We start from the raw sequence: 21,391 nt of genomic DNA on the forward strand, positions 1-21,391 counted from the left end.
TACACAAGCGCCCGCTACGAGACCACCACCGGCAACCTCAACCCGCACCCCGCACTGCGGGCCCCTACCTCTGACCGAGAAGTCTCACTCCGGGGTGGCAATTCCGCTCCTTTCAGGCTCAGTTGGCGCTAGTGTCAGGATGGCCGGGCGGCAGCCCGGTGGCAGTGGACGCCCCTCGGGGCGTTAGCGGTGAGGGCCCATGGTGGACCGTCCGGTGGCGGCCACACATTTGCCTCGCTCCTCCTGCGGAGAGCAACCGTCAGGCCTGCGCAACCCGAAGCGAAGGAACACCCCGTGCTCGGCCCCGGCCTGCAGCCGGAGACACCACCCTGAGTCGCTGCACCGGCGCGATCTCGGTTCGTCACCTGTAGGTGGCCGGACTGAGCGCGCCCGTTCTGTCCGGCCTTGTTGAAAGGACGGGGCGGATGGACGAGGTCACGATCGGTGTGCTGGCACTGTTCGGTTTTCTCAGCATCGCTCTCACTCATGGCGCGAAGCTGGCACGCGACATCGAGGAGTTCATCGAAGCGTGGCGCGGGCCGGCCCGCAGTCTTCGGCGGTGGCGTCGGCGGCAGCACCGCCGACGGTGATGCTGCCGGCGCTCATGCTGCTGCCTGCCTAGACTGGCCGGGTTGCGCGGTTACCAGAACACGGTGCTGTCGGGGCACGCCCGCCCGCGGGTAGCTGCGGCCCGCTGGCACGCCGCTGGAGGGTCTGCTGTCACCGGGCAATCGTCTGCGGAGGCGGGAGTGCCTCGGGGATCAAGGGCCGCTGGGCCCCAACTGTGAGGCTTTCCCGGATCCCGGCCCCTTTTAGCCCCTGACGGCACGCGCCGACTGTCAGCCTCGGCGGTCGGCGCTGGTGGGCTGCGCCCGGCCGGCAGGTCGGATACAGCTGCTGTGGCAGTTCAGGGCAGCACAGCCTGAGCGGTGTGATGGGGTCGAGGTGTATGTTTCGCCCCCAGTTCCAGAACCAGGTGGGACTGGCGGCCGGGCGCCCTGGCAATGTGCCCGCAGGTCACGCACCACACCAGCGGCCCCACCTGGACGGCGACATCGGAGAAGGTGGTGATACCTGCGCCGCAGCCTTGGCACGGCACACCACACTGCGCCCCGCGGTCGGCAGGCATGGCGGAGGACGGCACCAGCCTGGCAAGGGCAGGTGTCAGCAGCAGTTCGGGGGTCTTCGGACCGCTGGCTGAGACACGAGCTTGCCCCTCGGTCGACTCTGGGCTGCGTCCGTCCTGCCGCACGGATCCCGCGGCGGTGTGCCGACGGGCGGCTTCAGCACGCTCCCAGGCATGTGCCCAAGCCTGCAGTGTGACGTTGCCGGTGACACCGCAGGCGCGGGCGAAGGCAAGGACGAAACCCCGGCTTGGTCTGGTCTTACGGGTCAGGACCCGGCAGATGGTGGTGCGCGCCAGATGCCCGTTTCCGCCCGCCTGTTGCTCAAGGGTGCGGTAGGGGCGGCTTCCGTCGCGGCGGTACACCTCCAGGAGATGCGCATGGAGGTCGGCGTAGGTGCTGACGTAGTCCAGGTGGATGAGCTGGGTGGCATCACCAAGCGGGCTGCGCTCTTCGTAACGGGCCTGCTTCCACAGTCGTTCAGCTTCGACCAGGCTGGCGCCGCAGGCCTGCGCGAAGGTTCGCACGACCGACAGGGCAGGGATGCCGTGTCCGGATGCGGCTCGGCTGAGGGTTGCTTTGCTCACGGAGGTGCGCTGCGACATCTGGGCCAGACTCAGCCCTGACTGTGCCCGCTGCAGACGAAGCCAGGAGGCCAGGACGTGCAGAGAGGCCCGGCAGGATGCGACCGGAGCCTCAGGCCGCGCCACAGCATTGTCCCCCTCCAACCGGCCGACGCGACCGGCCAGAGCCGGCAGGCGGACACGGCTGCGAACGCAGCCGCAGCGCCACCTCGGCCAGCACGGCGGACGCGGCTGCGGCCTGGGGTACCAGACCGGGGAACACGATGATCAAGATGACGATGACCGTGAGCGCAGGCCACCAGGACCACGACGGCACGAGTAACAGCAGGGCGGCACTGCGTTGATGCATAGGCATGAGCATTCCCTTCGGAACATCCAACGGACTCTGCAGCCATAACCGTTGGCTATCGGCGGGTGCGTACACCTGATGCTGTCAGCCGCGTTCCTCCGCGCCAACCATCCCACTCCCCCATGTCTCATGGCCGTCCTGCGGACCTGAAGTTGCCCATGCAACCCCGGATGCGCATCTGCTCCTGCCCACTGCCCGGTGACCAACCAGCCAGCAAGGGGGTAGTTGCGCGCACGTCCCAATGCGCCGAACCGGACGCCACTTCAAGAGCCTTGAAGCGGCCTGCTGTCGGCCCTCGACGGGGGTACCGTCAACGAACTCGCATCTGGAGGGGCTGACGCGTCTGGCCGGCGCGACTCGGGGACAAACCGACTGCCTGGACGCCATAGACGTGCGATCGGTCGCAACTGCCGCAGCCACCCTCAAACTTACAGCGCCAGCAGGATGGTCGCGCATGGCCAGCCACCACTACTTCTGGGTCCTCGCCAGGTACGGAGACGCCACACCCCCGCTGCGGGTGCACATTGACGAACGCCCGCTTGCTCCTCACCATCGCCCCCCTGGGAGCGGCTCCCTACCCTCCCCAATCAAGATCAACTTCTCGCTACCCCAAGGACCCCTCTGCCAAGAAATTATCCGTGAAGTTGCGACATTCTTGATAGAGATGCAGCAGTGCAGGTCACAGGCTTGCCATCGAGAGCCTCCGGAACCCTTGCATCTCATCAGAGCAGGTCAGACGTCCAGACAGCTCAACCTAGGCTTCTATAGGCGCAGTTGAGATGTTGCAGGTCACGGCGATGAACGTGTCTCAACTGTACGAATAATCGACACCGCTTATTTGGAGGACCCGACGGCCGACAAGTTCTTGTGCCAGATGGTCCGACCGGTCCTGCCGCTGTGGCTCCATCGGCGCGCCAGGCCGGCATCGGCCGGTTCCTACGTATCGAGGGGCGGACTCCCACGAGTTCCGAGACCTCGGACTACTGTGATGTGGATCACGGGAGGATTCGGGGGATGCGTTGTCGGATCGGGTCCGTGCCGGGACCGAGAGGAGAAGGATTTCCCCCGACAAGGAGACGCCCCATGGCCACCGAAGACCCGACGCCTACGCCCAGTTACACCATGGTCGAGGATGACGACTCTGTCCACACCGACCTGGCGGAGCGGATCAGCCAGTTCAACTGGGACTCGCATACCGGCGCGGCGGTCACAGCCTTGTTCCCGGCCCACTGGAGCGAGAACACCGGCGAAACCGTGACCCTCCGGGAGGACGGAAGCATCGCCCTCGACATGGACGGCACGTTCGACCTTCCGGAGCCGTTCGACCGTGTCGCCCCTCCCACGCTGATCACCACCAGGACCGGTATGGCGGTACTCAGGCCCGACCACCCGGCCAACCAGACCATCGAGTCCGGCTTCCGGGCTCTGAACATCCCGGTCCCCGAGGTGATCCAGGCGCTGAGCGCCCGCGAGGCCGCGCTCGCCGGCGACGGACCCACGGTTCACTCCTTCACATCGGAGGTGCTGAAGAGGTGGAGCGGATGGAATGAGCCGGTCTCCACCGCCCTGCTCGGCAACTGGGCGGACCCTCTCTACGACCAAGGTCACCTGACCCCTGAGGCCTTGGACAAGCTGAGGTCAGAGGCCAGTGTCATCCACCGGCAACTCACCCCGGTCTGGCGCCGCAAGGTCAACCAGTCGCGGCTGCTGCTGCTCGACACCCCGCTCGGCGACGGGCTGACCCTGTACGACCTGGTCTGCGGACAGGCCGCTGTCGACCCCGGGCTCGAGGCCGGCTTCGAGGACTCGCGCCTGATCGAGATTCTGGAGGCCCTCTCCCCGACGGAGCGGGCGGTGACTCTCGCTCTCGGCGCCCGTGGGGTCACCACCTGGGCTGAAGCGGCCATGGCCGCTGGTGCTGCGGATCCGGAGAGGCAGGGTGAGAAGGTTCGCCGGAAGGTGAAGCGGCTTGCTGGGCTCATCACCGGCAGCTCCTCCGCGGCCGAAGAGATTACGGGGAGCGGCCGATGAGCGCCCCCGACCCTGTCGCAGCCCGCCCGGCCCGCCGGGAGGTGGTGTTGCGGATCGTCCTGCCGAGCATTCCGGCCTGCACCGCGGTACTCGGCACGGGCAGCGTCGGCGCGGCCCTGGTCCACGGCGCCATCCCGGCAGCATCCCCGCTCGTGTGGCCGCTCGTGGTCCTCGCCCTCGGCGCAATGGCCTATGACGTCGGGCTCCGTGCCCTGGGCCGCCGCGACGGCTGACCACTCTGCCGCACGGCAACGAGGTCCCTCCCGGGCCAAGATGCGTGCGCCCCCGCCCCGCCCCGCGCCCGACGCACCCTGCACCTGGCGCTCGCGACGCTGGGGCACGTTGTGCTCAGCCGACTCCTGCTTGTGCTGAGTCTTCGTGCCCGCCGCCGAGGCGGCGGGCACCTCGACTTCGGCGAGGCGCGCCCACGCTGCCTTTCCCGGGCGGGCGCTCTGGCTAGGGACCCGGGGGGGCGCTGGGGGCCTCCCGGCTGCGGGCGCTGGCCGGGACCTGGCTTGACGGGTGGTTTTTGGGACAGCTCATGGGCCGGAGTCGGGCCGTCCCCCTGTGAAGCGAGGGCACCCCCACCGGGCCGAGTCGGTCGTGGGAGAGACTGGACCCGCCCGGCGGTGCGCCCTGTGTCCGGCCGATGCTGCCGCCGCCGGGCACCGCCAGCAGCCTGCCGGACCGGCTCATCGGCGCACGAACGGCCGAGCCGCGCGTCCTCGTCCGGTGTATCGCCGTCCCAGCGGGAGGGGATGCTGTCCTTCTCGAGCCACGCGGGAGGGGGCTGATGGGGTACACCGCCGTGCATGCGCGCTGGGGCCGGTTGGATGCGTCGCTGGACGATCTTGGGTGTGGTCGGTCCTGGGCGGACGTCCACCGCGTGAGAGGGCTGGAGCTTGCGTGTCCGGAGTGCCGGGGAAGGGTGTTCGCGCGCGTCTCCCCGCACCGCGCCAGGCACTTCTACCACCAGGTGCGGCCGCGCGACTGCGCGCTGGCGAACGAGTCGGCCGAGCATCACTTGCTGAAGCTGGAGCTGGCCACCGCCGCCCGGGCGGCGGGCTTCAGAGCTGAGCTCGAGGTCGGCAACGAGGCCCGGACCTGGCGTGCCGACGTGCTGGTCTTCGAAGAGCAGGACCGGCCGTTCATGGCGCTGGAGGCGCAGTTGTCGCCCATGACGCCGCAGGACGCGCGGATGCGGACGGACCGCTACGCGGCGGACGGTGTGGCGGTGTGCTGGATCTCGATGGAGAAGCGGCCGTGGGAGCGCGGCGTGCCCTCCCTGCGGGTAGCGCCCCCCAGGAACCGCGGGGACGCATGGACGGTGCGCTACGGCATGGCGCGCTACACCTGGGCAACGCCACACACGGTGAAGACGAAAGCGGCGTGGACGCACATCAGCTGCTCCCTGGACGAGGCGATCCGGTGGATTCTCCAGGGCCGGGTCCATGCCCATACCGGCCCGGACGGCTCGGTGTGGTGGACCGCCCGCTCCTACGTCCAACTGGCCGTCGTCCGGGCCCGGTTGGAGGCCGACGCCGAAGCCGTCCTCCAGGCGGCGGCCGCCGAGCAACGCCGCCAGGCCGCGGACATGCGGGCCGCTTCCGCGGAACGGCGCAGACTGGCCGCCGAGGACCGCCGGCTGGCCGCTGAGGAACAGGCGCGGGAACAGCGGGCGGAGCAGGAGCGGCTGACGGCCTTCTTCGAGCACGCAGGCATGGACGCCGCGCTGTGGCCCGCGTTCATGCACATGGTCCGCTCCACCTCCGGCAAGGCCGTCGAGTGCGGCGCCCAGAGCCCCGCCCACGGCAACGGGCTGCTCCTGTACAGCCGGCCGCGCAAGGACAGCGCGTTCCAATTGGCCGGTGTGGTGTGCCCTGACCCGTCGGCGCTCGCCCGGTGGCCTCCGGACCTGACCATCCTGGTGCCCGGCCGAGCGTGGCTCTCGCGGATCGAGGAGGCCGCACGGAGCCCGCTGAAAGTCGCGGTCTTGAATCCGGTCACCAAGCGCTGCGCGTACGAGCGCGTAGGCCCCGGGCTGCGACGCTGACTTGACACCTTTCGTCGATTTCAAGGAGCGGCGGACCGAGAAGATGCACGGGTGGCATACCGGGAGCGAGGAAAGCGTTGCTCATCTGGTCACACTAGCGGCAGCGTCTGCTGCTACGGGGTGATGCTGGTCCCAGGTACGGAGTGGATTTGCCAGCGTGCCCAGTCGCGCCGGGTGTGCGCGGCCATTTCGGCGGTTGTCAGGGCGGTGGCCTTCGCGGCGGCGAGACGCTGATGCCACGGGTCGGTACGGGGGCCGGTGAGGAGGGCTTCCAGCAGTGGGCCGGCGAGGACGTGGTGGTCGAAGCGGGCAGGGCCGGAGCAGGCGAGCAGCGCCAGTGGCGGCAGGTGGGCAGGGCGCAGCGCGGCCAGTGCACGTCGCACGGTGAGGGCGGCGCCCCAGCAGGTGTCCAGGATGAGGGCCTTGGCGGTCAGCGGGCTGTTCAGGGACGCGAGGTCAGTGTCGAGGAGGCCCTCGGGGTCGGGTCCGGGGTAGGAGTGCGTGCAGATGTAGAAGACGTCCGCGTCGGCGCCGAGCGCGCGGTCCGCAGCACCGGGAGGCACGATCAGGACCGGCTGGGTCGGAGACGGCAGGGGGGTCACGCGGCGCAGGTAGGTCAGGCGGGCGGCGACGCGACGCGCGTCCGCCTGGCAACGCGGGGAGTGGGCGGGCGCGGCCACCAGGACCCGCAGGTTGCGCACGATGCGGATGCGCAGGCGGTCGGAGCGTCGTGGGCGTGGCACTGCGGTGGCCTGGGGCATCGTCAGGTGTTTTCGCGTAGCCGGGCCATGCAGGCGGGGCAGATGTCGAAGTCGTTCGTCTTCGGATCAATCAGGGAACCACAGCCTTTTTTGCACCAGATAAGGGTGTCGAAGACAGCAGCGCAGCCCAGGCACAGGTAGAACGACCAGTCGCGTTCAACATCGATGATGGTCGGGGTGTCACACCTGGGACACCAGTGGACGAGTGCTTCCTCGTTGTCTCGGGGGTCCAGTGCTGCCCGGCGCACCATATCGGCGTAAATGTAGTCAGCGGTGGCTGATTCGGCGTCGCTCCACGTGCGGTAGCAGAACCGGCAAGCAACAGGGGTTCCGGCGACCAGCGCTGGCATACCGCAGTCCGGACAGTCGACCGTTACGTCCGTGTATGGAGCCAATACATCTTTGATCCCGTTCATCCGAGTATGAATCAGCTCGGTGATCGTGCCTAGTCGATGCCGGATGTCATCCATGGCCGTCTCCACCTGAGCCTGTTCAGCCGCGCCCAGGTGTGGCAGGAGGTGTTCGTGCAGGAAGGCGAGCAGGAAGTCCAGCACGGCGGCGGCCTGAGCCTTCACCGCGGGTGCTGACTGCGTCAGCCCGTAGTGCTGCAGGGCATTGCGAGTCTGACCCAGCTTCGCGACGGCGGCAAGGTGCTCGCTGTCCAGGTCCAGTCCCAGCACCTCCCGCAGCCGCTTGAGGGTCTCATCGATGCCGCAGCTGACGAAGTTTCCGCTGGCGAACCGCTCGCTCACCGGAGTCTTCCTGCTCTTGCGAAGCTCGGCGGACAGGTCCTGGAGGACCAGCGTCCAGTGCGCTTGCCGGAGGCGGGCCTTGAGCAGGACCTCGGTGCCGGCCTGGAGGTGCAGCACGGCGTACTTCAGGTCGCGCGGCGTCGCATGGTCGGACAGGTGCTCCACCACGCTGGCGAGGTAGTCCAGTCCGTTGAGGACGGGCGGGAAGTCGACCTGCGGCTCCGAACCGGATGCAGGCGGCCCGGGGCGCTGCCCGGGCATCTCAACGCCGGGCGAGGAGAGCTGATTGCCCGTCACGGCTCGGTCCGTGTTCTGCGGGATCTCCCCCGTCATCCTGCTCCCCCTGCTTGCGGACTGTCCTAACGAAGCTGTTGCGTAAGCCGGTTACCGCACCCGTCTGGTGCCGCGGGCGGCTTCTGATTCGGATTAGGAGAGCCTATTGGGAAGCAGGACCGTTCGGTGACGTGCCTAGGCACAGTTTGCTGGCCTTCTTCCTCTCCTCTCTGGGGCGGGTCAGTCACGGGCGGGAAAGAACCTCGCGGGGCGGCCATGGAAGCGGCACCGGTACAGACCCGTGCGCCGCATCATAAGCCGGTCCTTGCCAGGGAGGGTGACGCCCTTGGGTAACCGAGCATGCCGGTCGGGCGCCTGTGTCACAGTGAGCGACGAGAGCGGATAGGCGACAAGGGGGGGGGCGGGCTGTCGTGCGGCGTGACCGAGGGCTTCCGGTGCTGCGGGAGAAGGAACTGTTGGCGGCCGGGGTGGACGTCGGGCCGCTGCGGCGGATCACCGTGGTCCTGGGGCGTGCGGGCGGCGGGAAGTGGCACGTTCCTGCCAAGGCGGCGGGGTGGCGGAGCGATTGCCGCTACGCGCAGCACCTGACGGGCAGCCCGCTCGCTCTGCTGGACGTCTGTGAGCAGGTGTGCCGCCATTGTGCCCCTGTGGTGCGGGTGGAGCCGGGCGAGGAGGCGCTGTGGCGGGCAGCGGCCGACGCTGTGGCGGCTGGCGGGCGGGTGCGCAGGCTGGAGGAGCAGGAGGCGGGCCCGCGGTCCTGGGAGGGTTATGCGCGGGTGCTGTGGGAAGCGGCACGGCACCGCGATGCGGAGGTTCGCCGCGGGCTCGGGCCGTGGACGGCTGATCCCTCGGTCGGCGCGGGCGCGCGGCAGATGCTTAAGGCGTGGTCGGGAGTGCTGGAACGGTCGGAGGCTGTGCTGGCCAACTGGCGGGCGTCGGCGCCTGCGGCGCGCGAGGTGACGTCGGTCAGCGGGGCGTGCGATGCAGTGGCCGCCGACGGGAACGTGCAGCGCACGGGCGAGGAGTTGGCGGCCGCGGTGCTGCAGTCCCGGTGGGCGCAGCCGTTCGACGTGTGGGCGGCCGTCCGGCGGGCGTGGAGCGGCGTCCGGGACCAGGGCGGCGAGGCGACTGCGGCACGTGCGGCGGCGATGCGGGCGGTGGAAGCCGCCTGGGGCGGGGTGCGGGTGCGTGATGTGACGGCGCTGCCGGAGCCGGCCCTCGTGGCGGGTGCAGGGTTTGCTTCTCCCGCGCAGTGGGCGGATGCGGAGTTCCAGCACCGGTGGCAGCAGTACGTGTTGGACTGCTGCGACCGGCTGGAGGAGGCGCTGGGGGCGGCCACGGGTGACGGCGGCGACGGGCGGCAGCTGGTGCGGGTGAGCGGCTGGCCGCTGACCCGCAAGCAGGATGCGGAACTGGCCTACCTGGCCCAGTACGAGCAGCACGGCCCCACCGTCCCCTTCGGTGGCCGCCGGAACGGCTACGGAATCGAACCCGACCACGCTGTCGTGCTCGCCGTCCCCCGCTTCGCCGCCCGGCACGCCGCCGGCCACACCCGCGACGACCGGCAGCGGGTCATCCTCGGACCGGAGCTTGTCGCGGGCACCGCCGAACCGGACGAGCAAGACGTGCTGGCGCTGCTGCGCGGCGCCTACCCCTACCTGCCGGCGGACGCCGAAGGCGACGGGCCCGGCGCCATGCCCACGGCCATGGTGACGACGGCCCGGGCGGTGCGGCGCGCTGCCCAGCTCGGGCGGCGGGCTACCTACAGCGGGCCCGACTCGATGGAGGTCTACAACGACCTGGTCGTCGGCAAGTACAGCTGGGTCCCCGACGACGAGCACCCCGGCCCCGCAGCCGCCGAGATGGAGCACCTGCCCGTCCACTGGCTCAACGACTGGATGCTGTGTCTGGACGTCGAGTGCGGAACGCGTGACGAGACCGTGCTGCACCGGCTGTACGGCACGGTGACCTCCTACGAGCCCGGCACCGGCCGAGTGGGGTTCTCCCCCACGGGCGGCCACCCGGCCATCTCCGTGCCCGTCAACCGAATCGTCGCGCTCACCGGCGACCGGCAGCGGCGCAGCGACGGACAGGTGCCCGCCCACGAGCCGTACGAAGAGTAGAAGGCCGTCCGCCTCAGCCGCGAGGGAGGCCCGTGGGCGCCGATGCAGGCAACAGGCCGGGTTCTTCACCGAACTCCTCGCCCGGCAGCAGAAGCCGACGCGGCGCTTCACCCGGCCCGCAGGTGCGGCGGTGCCGCCTGGCCGGAGCGGTTCGGCCAGGCATCGGTGCGTGGCGTAGCGCCGGCGGGGGTGCCCGTCCGCTGCTCTCCCAGAGGGGGAGGGGCAACGGCTGCATGCCTACAGGGCGCTGGGAGGCTGCTTCGGTTCGAAGACGCTTCGTGGGGTGCTCGGCTGGGGGGCGGACGTCTGGCGCAGGACCTGGGCCAGGTCGCGGTGTATCCGGTCGGCTTCCCCGCGGACCTGGACGGGGATGTCGCCGCGTTCGGCGACGAGGCGGTCGTAGACGGGGGTCTGCTGGAACACGGTGGGGCGGTTTCCCTTTCAGCGGGCGGTACGCCGGACCGGCGCAGCATACGGGCCCCGGACACGCCCCGCTGGCAGCGGGGCGTTCAGGCCAGGACGGCGGGGACGGCGGCCTCGGTTGTCCAGTCGCCGTCGAAGAGGGCGGCAACCAGACGGACATGGGTCTCGGGGAGCTGGCCGGCGCGGTGCTTGGTGCGGGCTTTGGCGAGCCAGGCGCCGATCTTGACGGTGTCGCCGTCGACGCGGATCGTCTCGCGGGCTGTGGGGGCGCGGCCTTCGCGGTGGAGGAAGAGTTCCAGGAGCTGGACGGTCTGTTCGAAGGTGCGGCGGGTGCGGCGGGCCGGGGCGAGGGTGTTGGTGTCGGGGGTGAGGCCGAGAGCGGTCATCAGGTTCCGCTGGCCGGGGTGGAGAGCGGCCCAGATGGTCAGTTGGCGGTGGAGCCAGGAGCCGATCTTCACCCCGGCCAGGTGGCTGTCGCGGGTGAGGGCGGCCGGGTCGGCACCGGAGGCGAGGTGGGCGCGCAGCAGGTGGTATTTGCGGTGCCAGTCCGCGCCGTGGGGAAGGCGCCAGTCGGAGGCGAGGGCGGTCAGGGCGTCGGCGCGGGCCTGGTCGAGGGTGTTCTTGGTGGCGAGGTGGCGTTGTTCGGCGAGCCAGGCGCCGACGGGGGTGGTGGCGGGGGCGGCGAGGTGGCCGTGGGTGCGCAGGTAGTCGGCTGCGGCGGCGAGGCGGGCGCGCCAGGCGGCGTCGTGCTTGTCCCAGATCATGCCGAGGGCGTCGAGTTCGGCGATCCAGTCGGCTTCGAGGCGGCCGGCGGTGCGGGCGTCGCGCATGGTGGTGATGAAGGTGCCCAGCCGGTAGCCGGTGGGGTCGATGTGGTCGGCGGGGACGTCGAGGTGGCCGTACTGGTCGCGGTAGGAGCGGGCGGCGGCGAGACCGAGGCGGCGGGAGCGGGAGACGGCCGCGTCGCGGGGATCGAAGGAGACCAGGTCCATCGCCTGGGCAATGCGTTCGGGGTGGACGGTGAAGTCGAAGTGCCAGCGACGGGCGATGACGTCGCTGGTCTCCTTTGGGAGGCGGTTGGCCTTGTCCGGGAGGCGTTCGAGGATGCGGTGGTCGTGGCCGGCCAGTGCGCAGGCGATCGCCCAGACGGGTTCGTAGGCGGTGCCGAGGATGTTCTCGCCGTCGGCGCCGGGCGGGACGTAGACGGGGACGATCAGGCTGGCAGTCTTGCCGGAGACGTCCAGGCGCAGGGCGCGGCCCAGGGCCTGGACGCAGCGGATGACGCTACGGGTGGGGTCCGCGAAGACGATCGCGTCCACGCTGGGGATGTCGACGCCTTCGGCGATCAGGCGGGAGTTGGCCAGGATCGCGCAGTCGGCGGCGGCAAAGGCTGTGAAGGTGTCGGCGCGCTGGGCTGGGGTGTGCTCGCCGTGGGCGAAGAACAGCTCGGGGGTGATGTCCGGGACGAGGTCGGGGTCGGTGCGGGCCAGCAGGCGCAAGGTGTGGGGGAGTTCGCGGGCGAAGCGGCGGGCGTCGGAGACGAGGTTGAAGTAGACCAGGACCTTGCTCAGACGGTGTTCGGTCATGGCGCGCAGGACGGACAGGTGTAGGGCGGTGGTGCGCAGCGCACCGTCGTCCCCCTGTTCGCCGGAACCGGCGGCGGTGTTCGCGCTCGTGCCTGGGGCGGGCATGTTCAGGCGGCGGCGCAGGTCGGTGTCGGTCAGGGTGGGCACCACGATGCGGTAGTCCGCGGCCCGGCCGTCCTGGACCGCCTGGGCGAGGGGGTATTCGAAGACCTTCTTGCCGTAGACGGCCTCGTTGTCCATTGAGTTGGCGAACGCATCCACGTCCGCGTCCGGTTCGGCGGTAGGGCGGCGGCGCGGGCGGGTGGTGTCGGCGGACTCCGCCAGCTCCGGGGCGAGGAAGGTGCGGGGGGTGGCGGTCATGTAGAGGCGGCGGTCCGCGCGGATGCGCTGTGCGTCGTTGGCGATGGCCCACTTCTTGTCGGCCCGTCCGGCGATTCGGTGTGCCTCGTCCATGATCGCGAGGTCGAACGGCGGGACCGCGTACCCGGTGCGCTGGGTCTGTTCGATCTTGTCCAAGGAATCGTAGGTGCAGATCACCGTCAACGCACTGATCTGGTCCTCCCCCTCCCCCACCACCGACATCAGCCCGCCCAGCGCGTGGGGGTCGGTGGTCGACATGACGCGGGCCGCGACCAGGTCGTCCCGGCCTGCTGCATCCAGGGAGGAGACGATCACCATGTGCTCACCGTGGCCGTCCCGCCGCCACGCCAGCGCGGTCTGCGCGGCCAGGTCCAGGGTGGGGACGACGAACAGCACCAGCCGCGCGCCGAGTCCGTCCGCTGTGCGGATCGACACCAGCGTCTTGCCGGTGCCCGTCGCCGACACGAACAGCCCCCGCGTCCCCGCGCGCCGCAGATGCCGCACCAGCCGCTCCACTGCCTCGGCCTGGTCAGGGAAGAGCCGCGCGCGCCCGGGGCGCGGTAGTTCCACCACCGTCATGACAGCTCCTTGCCGAGTCAGTGACTCCAGTAGTCGCGGCGGGGCAGTTCGGCCCACACGTCGGGCGGCCCGGTCACCGCGCGCCGGTCGGCAAGGTGCAGGCCTGCGAAGGCGCAGGCGTAGGCGACGGCGTTGTGCTGGTAGAGGTAGGAGGCCTGCACCTGTGCGGAGGTGTCGTCCTCGTCCGGTCCTCCGCCGGGGTGCAGGTCTGAGCCCTCGATGATTCCGTTGCGGGCGATGCTGCCCTGGTTGCCGCTCTTGGGATTGGCGTAGAGGCCGTAGCAGAGGGTGCCGGCGGACAGCCGGGTCAGCACGCCCGGCATGTGAGGCGCGTATCCCCAGGGCTGGGTGACGACGCAGCCGCCCGGCACGGACGTCACGCCGATGATCTGCAGGCTCGCGTCCATGTCGTAGGCGTAGGGGTCCTCCAGTAGCTCGTCGATGAGTTCGCCGTCCACCGGCGTCGCCTGAAGACGGCGCACTGCCTCAGCCGCGTCGATACCGGCCACGCAGGCCAGGCCCGTGCCGTCGTAGTAGAAGTCGCCCAGGGCCGTGGTGAGCCGATGGGCCTCCTGCGCTGCGGCACGCTCGGTGTCGCTCAGGGACACCCCTTCCGGTACCGGGAACAGCTCCGGGGTCGGTCCGGCCAGGCTCAGCCGCCCCGGTGACCAGCCACCGAGCAACAGCCGCCAGGGATCGGCCCCGGCAGCGGCGAGTGCTCGTGCGTTGGCCGGCTTCCTGGACAGGACGGCTTCCCACAGTGCCGTCACCCCGTTCTCCAGCGCGTCCACATCCGCAACCCGGCGGGCCAGTTCCGCAACAGCTTCCGGGGAGCCGAACACCGCTGCCCGATGCAGGGGCCGACTCCTGTTCCAGCTCTCCGGATCAGCTCCATCGTCCAGGCGCCGACGGATGTCGTCGGCATCGGTCCAGTCCCAGCCCATGCCGGCCCAGCCGTCACTTGCTGCTGTCACCGCTCCCCCTTGCTACGTCGTCACGCTCACCCGGGAAAGGGCAACGGCACGAGCGCACGCCCGCTCCCCGCCGCTTGGTGCACAACCCAGGTCAGGTGACCGGACTTTAGCACCCCGAACACTACCCGTACGCGCAAAGTACGTGGTTTGTACGCTGTTTGTACGCGGTAAGAGCGTTTCAGGGTAGGGTCAGGGACGGAGGTGTGTCATGTCCGAGTTGTTCGACGCGGTCGACGCGCTGGTCGCGTCCCGCTCCCCGCTGCCGCCGCCGGCCGAGCGCAGGCGGCTGCGCCAGGCGCACGCACTCACCCTGGACGAGGTGGCCGCTGCCCTGGGCGTGCGGCGGGCGACCGTCGGCGGCTGGGAGTCGGGCAGGACCGAGCCCCGGCCTCCGGAGCGGGAGGCGTACGCGCGCCTGCTGAAGCAGCTCGCCAAGCTCTACCCCGCCCCCGAGAGCACCGGCACCCCGCAGGAGGACACGGACACCGCGGCGGCTCAGACCGTCACCCCCGCAGCACGGCCTGAGCCCACGGGCCGGGCGCCGGAAGCCGCTGCCGCTCCTGTGGCCGAGGAGTCCCCGGCCACGGCCAGGGCGGCGGTCGGCGCACGGGGGGCCGCAGTGTCGCTGCCGCGTGCAGAGCGGGCCGCGGGTTCGCGCCGCCCGGCTGCGAAGAAGGCCGCACCGGCGAACGCTCCCGCCCCCGGCGGGGTGTACGCGCACGGTCCGCTGCTCGTCCTCGACGCCGACTCCGAGCGGAATGTGACCGGCTACGGCGTCGGCGGTCTGATCCTGGACGTGCCCGCCAAGTCGCTGCCCGCGCTGGTGGAGTGGACGCTCACCGAGGCGCAGCTCGGGTCGGAGAGGCTGCACGGTTCGGGCAAGGACGGCGACCCGCTGCTGGTGCTCACCGAGACGGCGTGTGAGCGCTACGGCCTGCCCGCCACCTTGTCCGAGGCCGAGCGGCTTGCCGGGCGGCTCCCGGAGGGACACAAGGTCATCAAGCAGCTTGAGCGCGCCGACTGGCAGCTCACCAAGCGCGGGCTGGGACCGTGGGCGCGGATCTACCGCCCCGTCCAGGGCGGCCGCAGGCAGTGCGTACAGCTGTGCATCCCCTCCTGGCGCGCCCTGGACGACCGCTCCTGGGGCCATGCCGCTCAGCTGCCGCCGCCAGAACTGGCCCGGGTGCTGGGGGTGTACGCGGCCCGGGTGATGACGCCGGTGGGCTCCACCGCCGTCACGGGGCTGCAGCTGATGAGCGCGCTCAACCCGCCGACCCGCGCGAGCGAGCCGGACGCCGACGGCAGGCGCCACCGCGAGCACCGGCCCGGTTCGCTGGGAACCGAGCCGCTTGACCCGGCGCCGTGCGAGGCGACCGACGGACATCCCGTCCTGGCCCATCTGCCCCGCTTCCACGTGCGCGGACCAGGCGAGAGGCTGTTCGAGGAGGCCTACGACTGGGCGCGGGATCTGACCGATGCCGAGTGCATGAAGCGCTGCCTGGTCGGCCTGGATGTGAACCTCGCCTTCGGCGCGGCCGCCAACGGCGCCGTCGTCGGCCTGGCCACGCCGCCCGTCCACGTCACCGGTCCGGTCTTCGATGCGGCGGTGCCCGGTTCCTGGCTGGTCGATCTCTCCCACGTCGACTTGTCCCGGGTGAAGGTCGGCAAGCAGTGGCGTGACCTCGACGGCGCGCTGCTGCCCAGCCCGTTCACGCCGAGCGGCGAACGCCCGACCGGTCCGGCCTGGTACGCCACGCCGACGGTCGCCTACGCCGTCGAACTCGGCTACGACGTCACGCCGCTCGAGGCGTGGGTGCGCCGCGAGAGCGGCCGGTTCCTGGACGGCTGGTACAAGCGGCTGCGCGACGCCTACGTCACCACCATGGCGGACCTCGGCGTCGCGGAGAAGCTCTCCGCGCACCAGTTCCTGGAGGCGATGGACGGCTACAAGAGCCGTGATCCGGAGCTGGGAATCGTGGTGGACGCGGTCAAGATGACCGTCAAGGGCGGCATCGGCAAGCTTCAGGAGAAGGCGCGCGGCGGCGGCTGGAAGCCGGGACAGGCCTGGCCCGCCCTGGCCCGGCCGACGTGGCGGCCAGACATCCGCGCCACCGTCATCTCCCGGGCCCGGATCAACATGCACCGCAAGATGCTGAATCTGGCAGCGGCCACCGGACAGTATCCGGTCGCGGTCCTCTCGGACTGCGCCGTGTACGCCGCCGACGGCCCCAGCCCCCTGGACGTCCTGCCCTACGACGCCGACGGCAAGACCGTGCCGGGCAGCTTCCGGCTGGGTGTGTCGCCCGGGATGGTCAAGCACGAGGGCACCCAGAGCGTGCTGTGGGGCGCGGACGTGCTCGAGCAGCTCGGCGCCGACGGCAAGGTCGCCAACCTCGCCCGCTACATCAAGACAGGCGAGGCCACCGCCAAGGACACCGGAGAATAAGGAGCGTTACGGCGATGGTCACGGTCGGGGAGGAACTCGACAAGGCGGTGCAGGGCGCATTCACACGCCCGATCCCGAAGTCCGCCGGGGCGCAGATGCGATACCTGGTCCAGCAGCACCAGCGCAGTACCCTGCGCGTAGCCGAGCTGCTCGGCATCAGCCAGCGCACCGTCGAACGCTACGTGAAGAACCAGATCAAAAAGCCCCGGCCGGAGCTCGCTGAGCGCCTCGAACGCGAAGTGCGCACGCGCTGGCAGCCGCAGATCAGGGCCAAGGCGAAGGCGGCGGCGGCCACCACGAGCGGCATCATGATCGATGTGCAGGCAAGGTTCGGCTACACCGCCGCCGTCGGCAGCACCGACCAGGCCCGCGTGCGTCACCTCACCCTCGCCCTGCCGCCCCGTCACGCCGCCCGCCTCCTGCAAGCCCAGGAAGCAGGCGTCGACGAGGACGACCTCCGCGAACTCGCTGCCGAGGCGTTGGGTGAGGTGTACTTCCGCGACGGCGGCCGCCGTGCCCACGGCCTCGAAGTGGAACTCAAGGACATCGTCGACCTGCAGTTCGAGCTGTAGGCGGTCAGCGCGCTGGAGCCGGAAGCAGGACAGGGCGTCGGGGAGAGCTGTGAGAGCAGGAGCGTTACGGACCGTGCCGCTGGCCGGGGAGCTGACCTCGTCGCTGATCAGCCGGGCCGCGGACCGCTATGGCCTGCCAGCTGCCGGTGTGCTGCGGCTGTGGACGTGCCGCAACTCCCCCGCCCGGTTGGACAGCGGCGGTATGCGGGCCGATGCGGAGATCGTGCTCAACGAAGCCGGGCGGGCCGTGCTCGCCGAACTGTGCAGAGTCGAACCGGCGGTGCTGGCGCGCGCTCTGCCCGCTTTCACCGTGGATGATCCCAAGATCAGCACCGGCCGGGAGGCCGCCCTCCCGCAGGCCCGGTGGCGGGCGGCGAGCGCGGTGGCGGAAGAAGCGGCGTTCGCCTGCCGGTCGTGCACCGCGCGGCGCACCGGGCGGGCACAGCGGGCGGTGCGGTATCTGCCGCGCTGGCAGCGGGTGTGCGTCCGGCACGGGCGGTGGCTGCTGGACGCGGACGCCGACCAGCCGCTGGAACACCTCGACCTGCGCGGCGTCCCGGAGGTGGCTGCGGCACAGCGGCAGTGGGCGGGGGTGGCGCGGCGTGCGGTGCGGGCCGGGGTGGCGGCGGAGCAGGCGTTCACGGTGGCGCACGCGGTCGTGGCCCGCTGGTGGGATGAGGCTCTGCACTGGGAGCAGGAGGAGATCTGGCCGCACAGGCTCCACCGGGTGGCGGGCGGCAACGCGGGACCGCGACTTGGGTGGTGGCGGATCGCGGGCCGGGATCCGGTCATCTTCCCGGAGGTGGTGGCCGTGGCCGACGCGCTGCTGGACCCGGCCATGACCGAGCTGGTGTGGAGGGACAGCGGCGCCGGGCGGCCGCGGCCGCTGCCCGCCGACGGGGCGTTCTGCCGCCGGCTGGGTGAGCGGGTGGGACGGGGCTGGCTGGGCCCGCTGTCGGCGGTGGACTACGGCGGGCCGCTGCTCACCTGGATGGGCGCTGTCATCCGCCAGCGGCGCGGCGAAGGCGGGCCGCCCGGGTGGAGGGACGATCCATGGCGGCTGAAGCGGGAACAGCAGCCCGCCACGATGGCCGGCCAGCTGCGCGTCATGGCGGCCGAACAGCAGGCAGGCGGCTCGCGCACCCGGTGGCGAGCCACAGTGAGCGCCGAACACCGTTTCCAGATCGAGCAGATGATCGGCGAAGCCCAGGAGCAGCTGGTGCAGCTGCGGGGCGTACACAGCGGCACCACCGCCGAGGTGGCCCGCACACTGCTGGAGCACCTCAGCCGCAGTGCCGCCCTGATCGACCAGGCCTTGGTGGACACCGCCGCCGCAGCCGTCGCCGCGGGAGTGGCGGCGGAGGAGGTGTCGGCGTGGTCCCGCTTGCCCGTCCAGGAGCTGGCGGAGCTCGTGTCAGAGGGCCCGGACCAGGACTGACTCACGCAGCGGCCGGTGTGCCGTCTCTCAGCCGCTGCACGCCGCAGCCCGGTCGCAGGGCGGATCCGGCCGGGTTCCCCCTGGGGGTGCGCGGTGCCCGCTTCGCGAAAAGCGAAGGCGTGCGGCCACTACGCTGAGGCGGGGCCGCGGGTAGGCGGCGGCCTGGGGACCGGCGCCGAGGGAGCACGTTGAGCACTCAAACGGGTCCGGCGGCAGCGGGGGCGGACCTTGCCCAGCTGGCGCTCGACTTCCACCACACCCACCAGTTGCTGGACCCTGCCGCGCAGGGAGTGCAGGAGTGGCAGGTGCGCATCACCGCGGCCGGCACACCAGTGGGAAGCCTGACGGCCGTCAGGGGTCTGTACTGGAAGTCCGACAATCTGCGCGAGCGGATGGCCGACGAGCAGTCCTTCCCCGCCCTGGTGGCCGCCCAGCTCCTGGACGAGGACGGCCGGTTCACCTACGAGTTCGAGGAGTTCATCGAGTCGGCCTCCAGCGTTCTCGTCGTCGACCGGCTGCACGTGGAGGAAGCCTTCGCCGACCCTGTGGTCGTCGCGGGCGTGGTGGCCTCTGTCATCGACCGGCTGACGGACAACTACTTCGCCGTGGTCCTGCCCACCAAGAACGCCTGCACGGACGCGGGTTCCGCCCTGCTCGCCGAGGCCGGCACGCTGCTGAGCGCCCAGGAGTTCTCCGACGAACTGCAGATCATCGACAACGCCCTGGCCGCCCCCGAAGAGGCCGCGCAGCGCGTGCGCAGCCGTCTGCGCTCCCTCGCCCGCCACGGCCAGCCGGCGGCGTGGAACGAAGACGACGATGAGAACGACGGCTGGTACGAGGACGGCGAGGAGGACGAGCTCACCGCGCGGACGGCTGCGGTGCTGCGGGTGGCGCTCGAGGAGCTGTCCGAGCAGATCTGGCAGGACGTCGCCGCCGTAGGGGACGCGCCTGTTGGGCGCGGCCAGGGCCGCGTCCTTGGCTCGCTGCCGCCGATCACCTTTCATCAGGACCAGCAGTGGCGGCGGCAGATGGCCCGATGCTTCGATGACCTGGCCGCCGACCTCGCCAAGACGCACGCCGTGCGCCCGCTGTGCACCGGCGAGGAGATGGCCCTGCACCTGGGTATCGACCGGGCCAAGTCGCTGACGCGGAACCGGCCGCGCCTGGTGGCGGAAACAGTGGAGGGTCTGGGTGAGGAGCGCCGCGACTTCGACTGGGACTGGTGCTCGGATGTCCTGTTCGAGGACCACGACGTGCTGATGCTGTTCGACGCCTCCCTGGACGGGATCGAGGACAGCGGCAACGAGATCAACCAGGCCCTCGGACTTGCCAATCTGGGCGCTGCGGACTGGTTCGTGCCCTTCCGCCCCAGTCAGGCCCGCGACCCCGACCGCGGCTTCCGACACTCCTGACCCCGACCGCCGCCAGGCCCCGGGCTGCAAGGGGTCAGCATGAAAGCCGCAGACTGAGTCTTTCCTTGGCGGGCCGACTCTTAAGCCAGAGGCGGGCCCGAGACGGCTACGCTCAGGCTGCTGATGCGGCCGGGCGGGGGAAGTGGGGGGCAGTGGCCAAACGCGATGTGTGGGTACGCGTCGGGGACGATCTGGTGCGCGGTGACACCGTCGTGGGCGTCACCGTGAGCGATCCGCACTACCACCACGAGACGTTCAAGATCATGCTGAAGGTCACGGGGCACCGCGACCACCTGTGGCTCGACTCCGGTGTCCTCGACGACGACCAGGGGGCGGGGCGCGAGCAGGTCAACGCGTTCGCAGACGCCTTCGTCGACACGCTCGCGCGCGGTGCGGCGATGCCGTCCGGCGCCCTGATCAAGTTCGGTTCCGGCGAAGACGACTCGGGATGGGTGCTGTCCTCTCTCGGATAGCGGCGAAGCCGATCCGGCGTCTGCCCATCTGGCGGCCCGGGCGGGAAAGTGCAGAGATGCGCACTGACACCGGCGCGCCCCAGGCGGCATCCTGGCCCCCGCACAGGACAACCGGTGTTTGTGGCAAGGCAGTTGGAGTTACCGGCCGGTTCGGCTGCGCGCCGTGGCCGGTATGACGTTGTGTGGAGCACGTGATCATCGACAGCAGCCAAGACGGCTTACCTGCCGTCGCGGCAGGGCCTGCCGGGTGCCGCAACCGGGTGCGGTGGAGGCAGAGTTCACGGGGCCGGACGGCACTCTCGTGCAACGCCGCTGGGTCGAGGCCGCGGTGGCTGTTCGGTTCGAGCAGCTCCAGCCGGTGGCGGCGTTCCCGGTGGTGCCCGGGCGGCGATGGGGGCCGGGCTGGTGGTGGTCGGCCACCACCGGCGGGCACGTACCGCACGGGTCGCAGGCGATGTGCATGCAGCTGATGGTTTTGGACCGTGATCCGCAGGTGGTGGGGTTGTCGGCGCGGCCGGTGCGGCTGATCTGGCGGGACCCCGGCAGCGGGCGGGGCCTGACGTGGGTGCCGCAGGTGTTCGCCCGCTACGCCGACGGGCGTGCTCTGCTGGCTGACTGCCCCGCGAGCACGGAGCCTGCCGGGGATCGTGCCGCGCGCGCGGCCGCGGTGCTGGGGGCGGCGTGTGCGGCGGTGGGGTTCACCTACCGGCGGCTGCTGGCGCCGGATGCGGTGGTGGCGGCGAACGTGCGGTGGCTGGCCGGCTACCGCCATCCCCGCTACCGCGACGCTGGCGGGCTCGAGCAGGCGGTGCTGGAGGCGTTCGCCGCCCCGCGGGCTTTGATGGCCGGGGCCGCGGCGGCGGGCGAGGTCCTGAGTGCGCTGCCGGCGCTCTATCACGCGCTGTGGAGCGGGCGGCTGACCGCGGACCTGACCCGGCCGCTGGGCGAGCACACCCTCGTCTGCCCCGGCCCGTCCAATCCGGCTGCGGACGGCAGCGAGCGGGAGCAGCAGGCACGTTGAGCAGGCACGAATCAACCGCCCCTGGCGGGCGGGGTG

The 21,391-nt window shown here is 70.8% G+C and carries 17 protein-coding genes; 11 read left to right on the forward strand and 6 right to left on the reverse strand.

What is annotated here, in order from left to right:
* The first annotated feature begins 425 nt into the window (after positions 1-425).
* A complete protein-coding gene (locus ACIBTS_RS24620; protein WP_399322158.1) occupies positions 426-590 on the forward strand; it encodes a hypothetical protein in 165 nt (54 codons plus the stop codon).
* A gap of 317 nt (positions 591-907) precedes the next feature.
* Here the strand turns inward: ACIBTS_RS24620 and ACIBTS_RS24625 are convergent, their stop codons facing one another.
* On the reverse strand, positions 908-1,834 hold the full coding sequence (locus ACIBTS_RS24625) for a helix-turn-helix domain-containing protein (protein WP_399322159.1): 927 nt from the start codon (positions 1,832-1,834) through the stop codon (positions 908-910).
* A gap of 1,306 nt (positions 1,835-3,140) precedes the next feature.
* On the opposite strand from ACIBTS_RS24625, the gene ACIBTS_RS24630 reads away from it, so the two are divergent.
* The 3 genes from ACIBTS_RS24630 to ACIBTS_RS24640 all read left to right on the forward strand — a co-directional run bounded on the left by ACIBTS_RS24630 (position 3,141) and on the right by ACIBTS_RS24640 (position 6,141).
* Positions 3,141-4,088: a hypothetical protein gene (locus ACIBTS_RS24630; RefSeq protein ID WP_399322160.1), complete on the forward strand. Its 948-nt coding sequence runs from the start codon at positions 3,141-3,143 to the stop codon at positions 4,086-4,088.
* Positions 4,085-4,321 (forward strand): hypothetical protein, encoded by a 237-nt coding sequence (locus ACIBTS_RS24635; protein ID WP_399322161.1) that lies wholly within the window; start codon positions 4,085-4,087, stop codon positions 4,319-4,321. Before ACIBTS_RS24630 ends, ACIBTS_RS24635 begins: the two co-directional genes overlap by 4 nt.
* 560 nt (positions 4,322-4,881) lie before the next feature.
* Positions 4,882-6,141 carry a competence protein CoiA gene (locus ACIBTS_RS24640; RefSeq protein WP_399322163.1) on the forward strand — a complete coding sequence of 420 codons (1,260 nt, stop codon included), beginning with the start codon at positions 4,882-4,884 and terminating at the stop codon, positions 6,139-6,141.
* 113 nt (positions 6,142-6,254) lie between these two features.
* Here ACIBTS_RS24640 and ACIBTS_RS24645 read toward each other — a convergent pair whose 3' ends face one another.
* Positions 6,255-6,902: a hypothetical protein gene (locus ACIBTS_RS24645; protein ID WP_399322164.1), complete on the reverse strand. Its 648-nt coding sequence runs from the start codon at positions 6,900-6,902 to the stop codon at positions 6,255-6,257.
* Between the two features lie 2 nt (positions 6,903-6,904).
* Positions 6,905-7,987: a hypothetical protein gene (locus tag ACIBTS_RS24650; RefSeq protein ID WP_399322166.1), complete on the reverse strand. Its 1,083-nt coding sequence runs from the start codon at positions 7,985-7,987 to the stop codon at positions 6,905-6,907.
* 371 nt (positions 7,988-8,358) lie between these two features.
* On the opposite strand from ACIBTS_RS24650, the gene ACIBTS_RS24655 reads away from it, so the two are divergent.
* A complete protein-coding gene (locus ACIBTS_RS24655) occupies positions 8,359-10,071 on the forward strand; it encodes a hypothetical protein (RefSeq protein WP_399322167.1) in 1,713 nt (570 codons plus the stop codon).
* 237 nt (positions 10,072-10,308) lie between these two features.
* Here the strand turns inward: ACIBTS_RS24655 and ACIBTS_RS24660 are convergent, their stop codons facing one another.
* The 3 genes from ACIBTS_RS24660 to ACIBTS_RS24670 all read right to left on the reverse strand — a co-directional run bounded on the left by ACIBTS_RS24660 (position 10,309) and on the right by ACIBTS_RS24670 (position 13,993).
* Positions 10,309-10,494 (reverse strand): hypothetical protein, encoded by a 186-nt coding sequence (locus tag ACIBTS_RS24660; RefSeq protein ID WP_399322169.1) that lies wholly within the window; start codon positions 10,492-10,494, stop codon positions 10,309-10,311.
* Between the two features lie 86 nt (positions 10,495-10,580).
* A complete protein-coding gene (locus tag ACIBTS_RS24665; protein ID WP_399322171.1) occupies positions 10,581-13,019 on the reverse strand; it encodes a Helicase associated domain protein in 2,439 nt (812 codons plus the stop codon).
* 17 nt (positions 13,020-13,036) lie between these two features.
* Positions 13,037-13,993, reverse strand: coding sequence for an ankyrin repeat domain-containing protein (locus tag ACIBTS_RS24670; protein ID WP_399322174.1), 957 nt, complete (start codon positions 13,991-13,993; stop codon positions 13,037-13,039).
* Positions 13,994-14,201: 208 nt separating this feature from the next.
* On the opposite strand from ACIBTS_RS24670, the gene tap reads away from it, so the two are divergent.
* The 6 genes from tap to ACIBTS_RS24700 all read left to right on the forward strand — a co-directional run bounded on the left by tap (position 14,202) and on the right by ACIBTS_RS24700 (position 21,355).
* Positions 14,202-16,439, forward strand: coding sequence for a telomere-associated protein Tap (gene tap / locus ACIBTS_RS24675; RefSeq protein WP_399322175.1), 2,238 nt, complete (start codon positions 14,202-14,204; stop codon positions 16,437-16,439).
* A gap of 14 nt (positions 16,440-16,453) precedes the next feature.
* Positions 16,454-17,011 carry a telomere-protecting terminal protein Tpg gene (gene tpg, locus ACIBTS_RS24680; RefSeq protein ID WP_399322177.1) on the forward strand — a complete coding sequence of 186 codons (558 nt, stop codon included), beginning with the start codon at positions 16,454-16,456 and terminating at the stop codon, positions 17,009-17,011.
* Positions 17,012-17,084: 73 nt separating this feature from the next.
* Complete coding sequence (locus ACIBTS_RS24685) at positions 17,085-18,449, forward strand: DNA-binding protein (RefSeq protein WP_399322179.1); 1,365 nt, start codon at positions 17,085-17,087, stop codon at positions 18,447-18,449.
* 188 nt (positions 18,450-18,637) lie between these two features.
* Positions 18,638-19,861, forward strand: coding sequence for a hypothetical protein (locus ACIBTS_RS24690; RefSeq protein WP_399322181.1), 1,224 nt, complete (start codon positions 18,638-18,640; stop codon positions 19,859-19,861).
* A 152-nt stretch (positions 19,862-20,013) separates the two neighbouring features.
* On the forward strand, positions 20,014-20,334 hold the full coding sequence (locus tag ACIBTS_RS24695; RefSeq protein ID WP_399322182.1) for a hypothetical protein: 321 nt from the start codon (positions 20,014-20,016) through the stop codon (positions 20,332-20,334).
* 247 nt (positions 20,335-20,581) lie between these two features.
* Positions 20,582-21,355: a TnsA-like heteromeric transposase endonuclease subunit gene (locus ACIBTS_RS24700; protein ID WP_399322184.1), complete on the forward strand. Its 774-nt coding sequence runs from the start codon at positions 20,582-20,584 to the stop codon at positions 21,353-21,355.
* Positions 21,356-21,391: the final 36 nt, after the last annotated feature.

Origin of the sequence: Streptomyces sp. NPDC050121 (genome assembly GCF_044460385.1) — a bacterium.
Lineage (GTDB): Bacteria > Actinomycetota > Actinomycetes > Streptomycetales > Streptomycetaceae > Streptomyces > Streptomyces soliscabiei.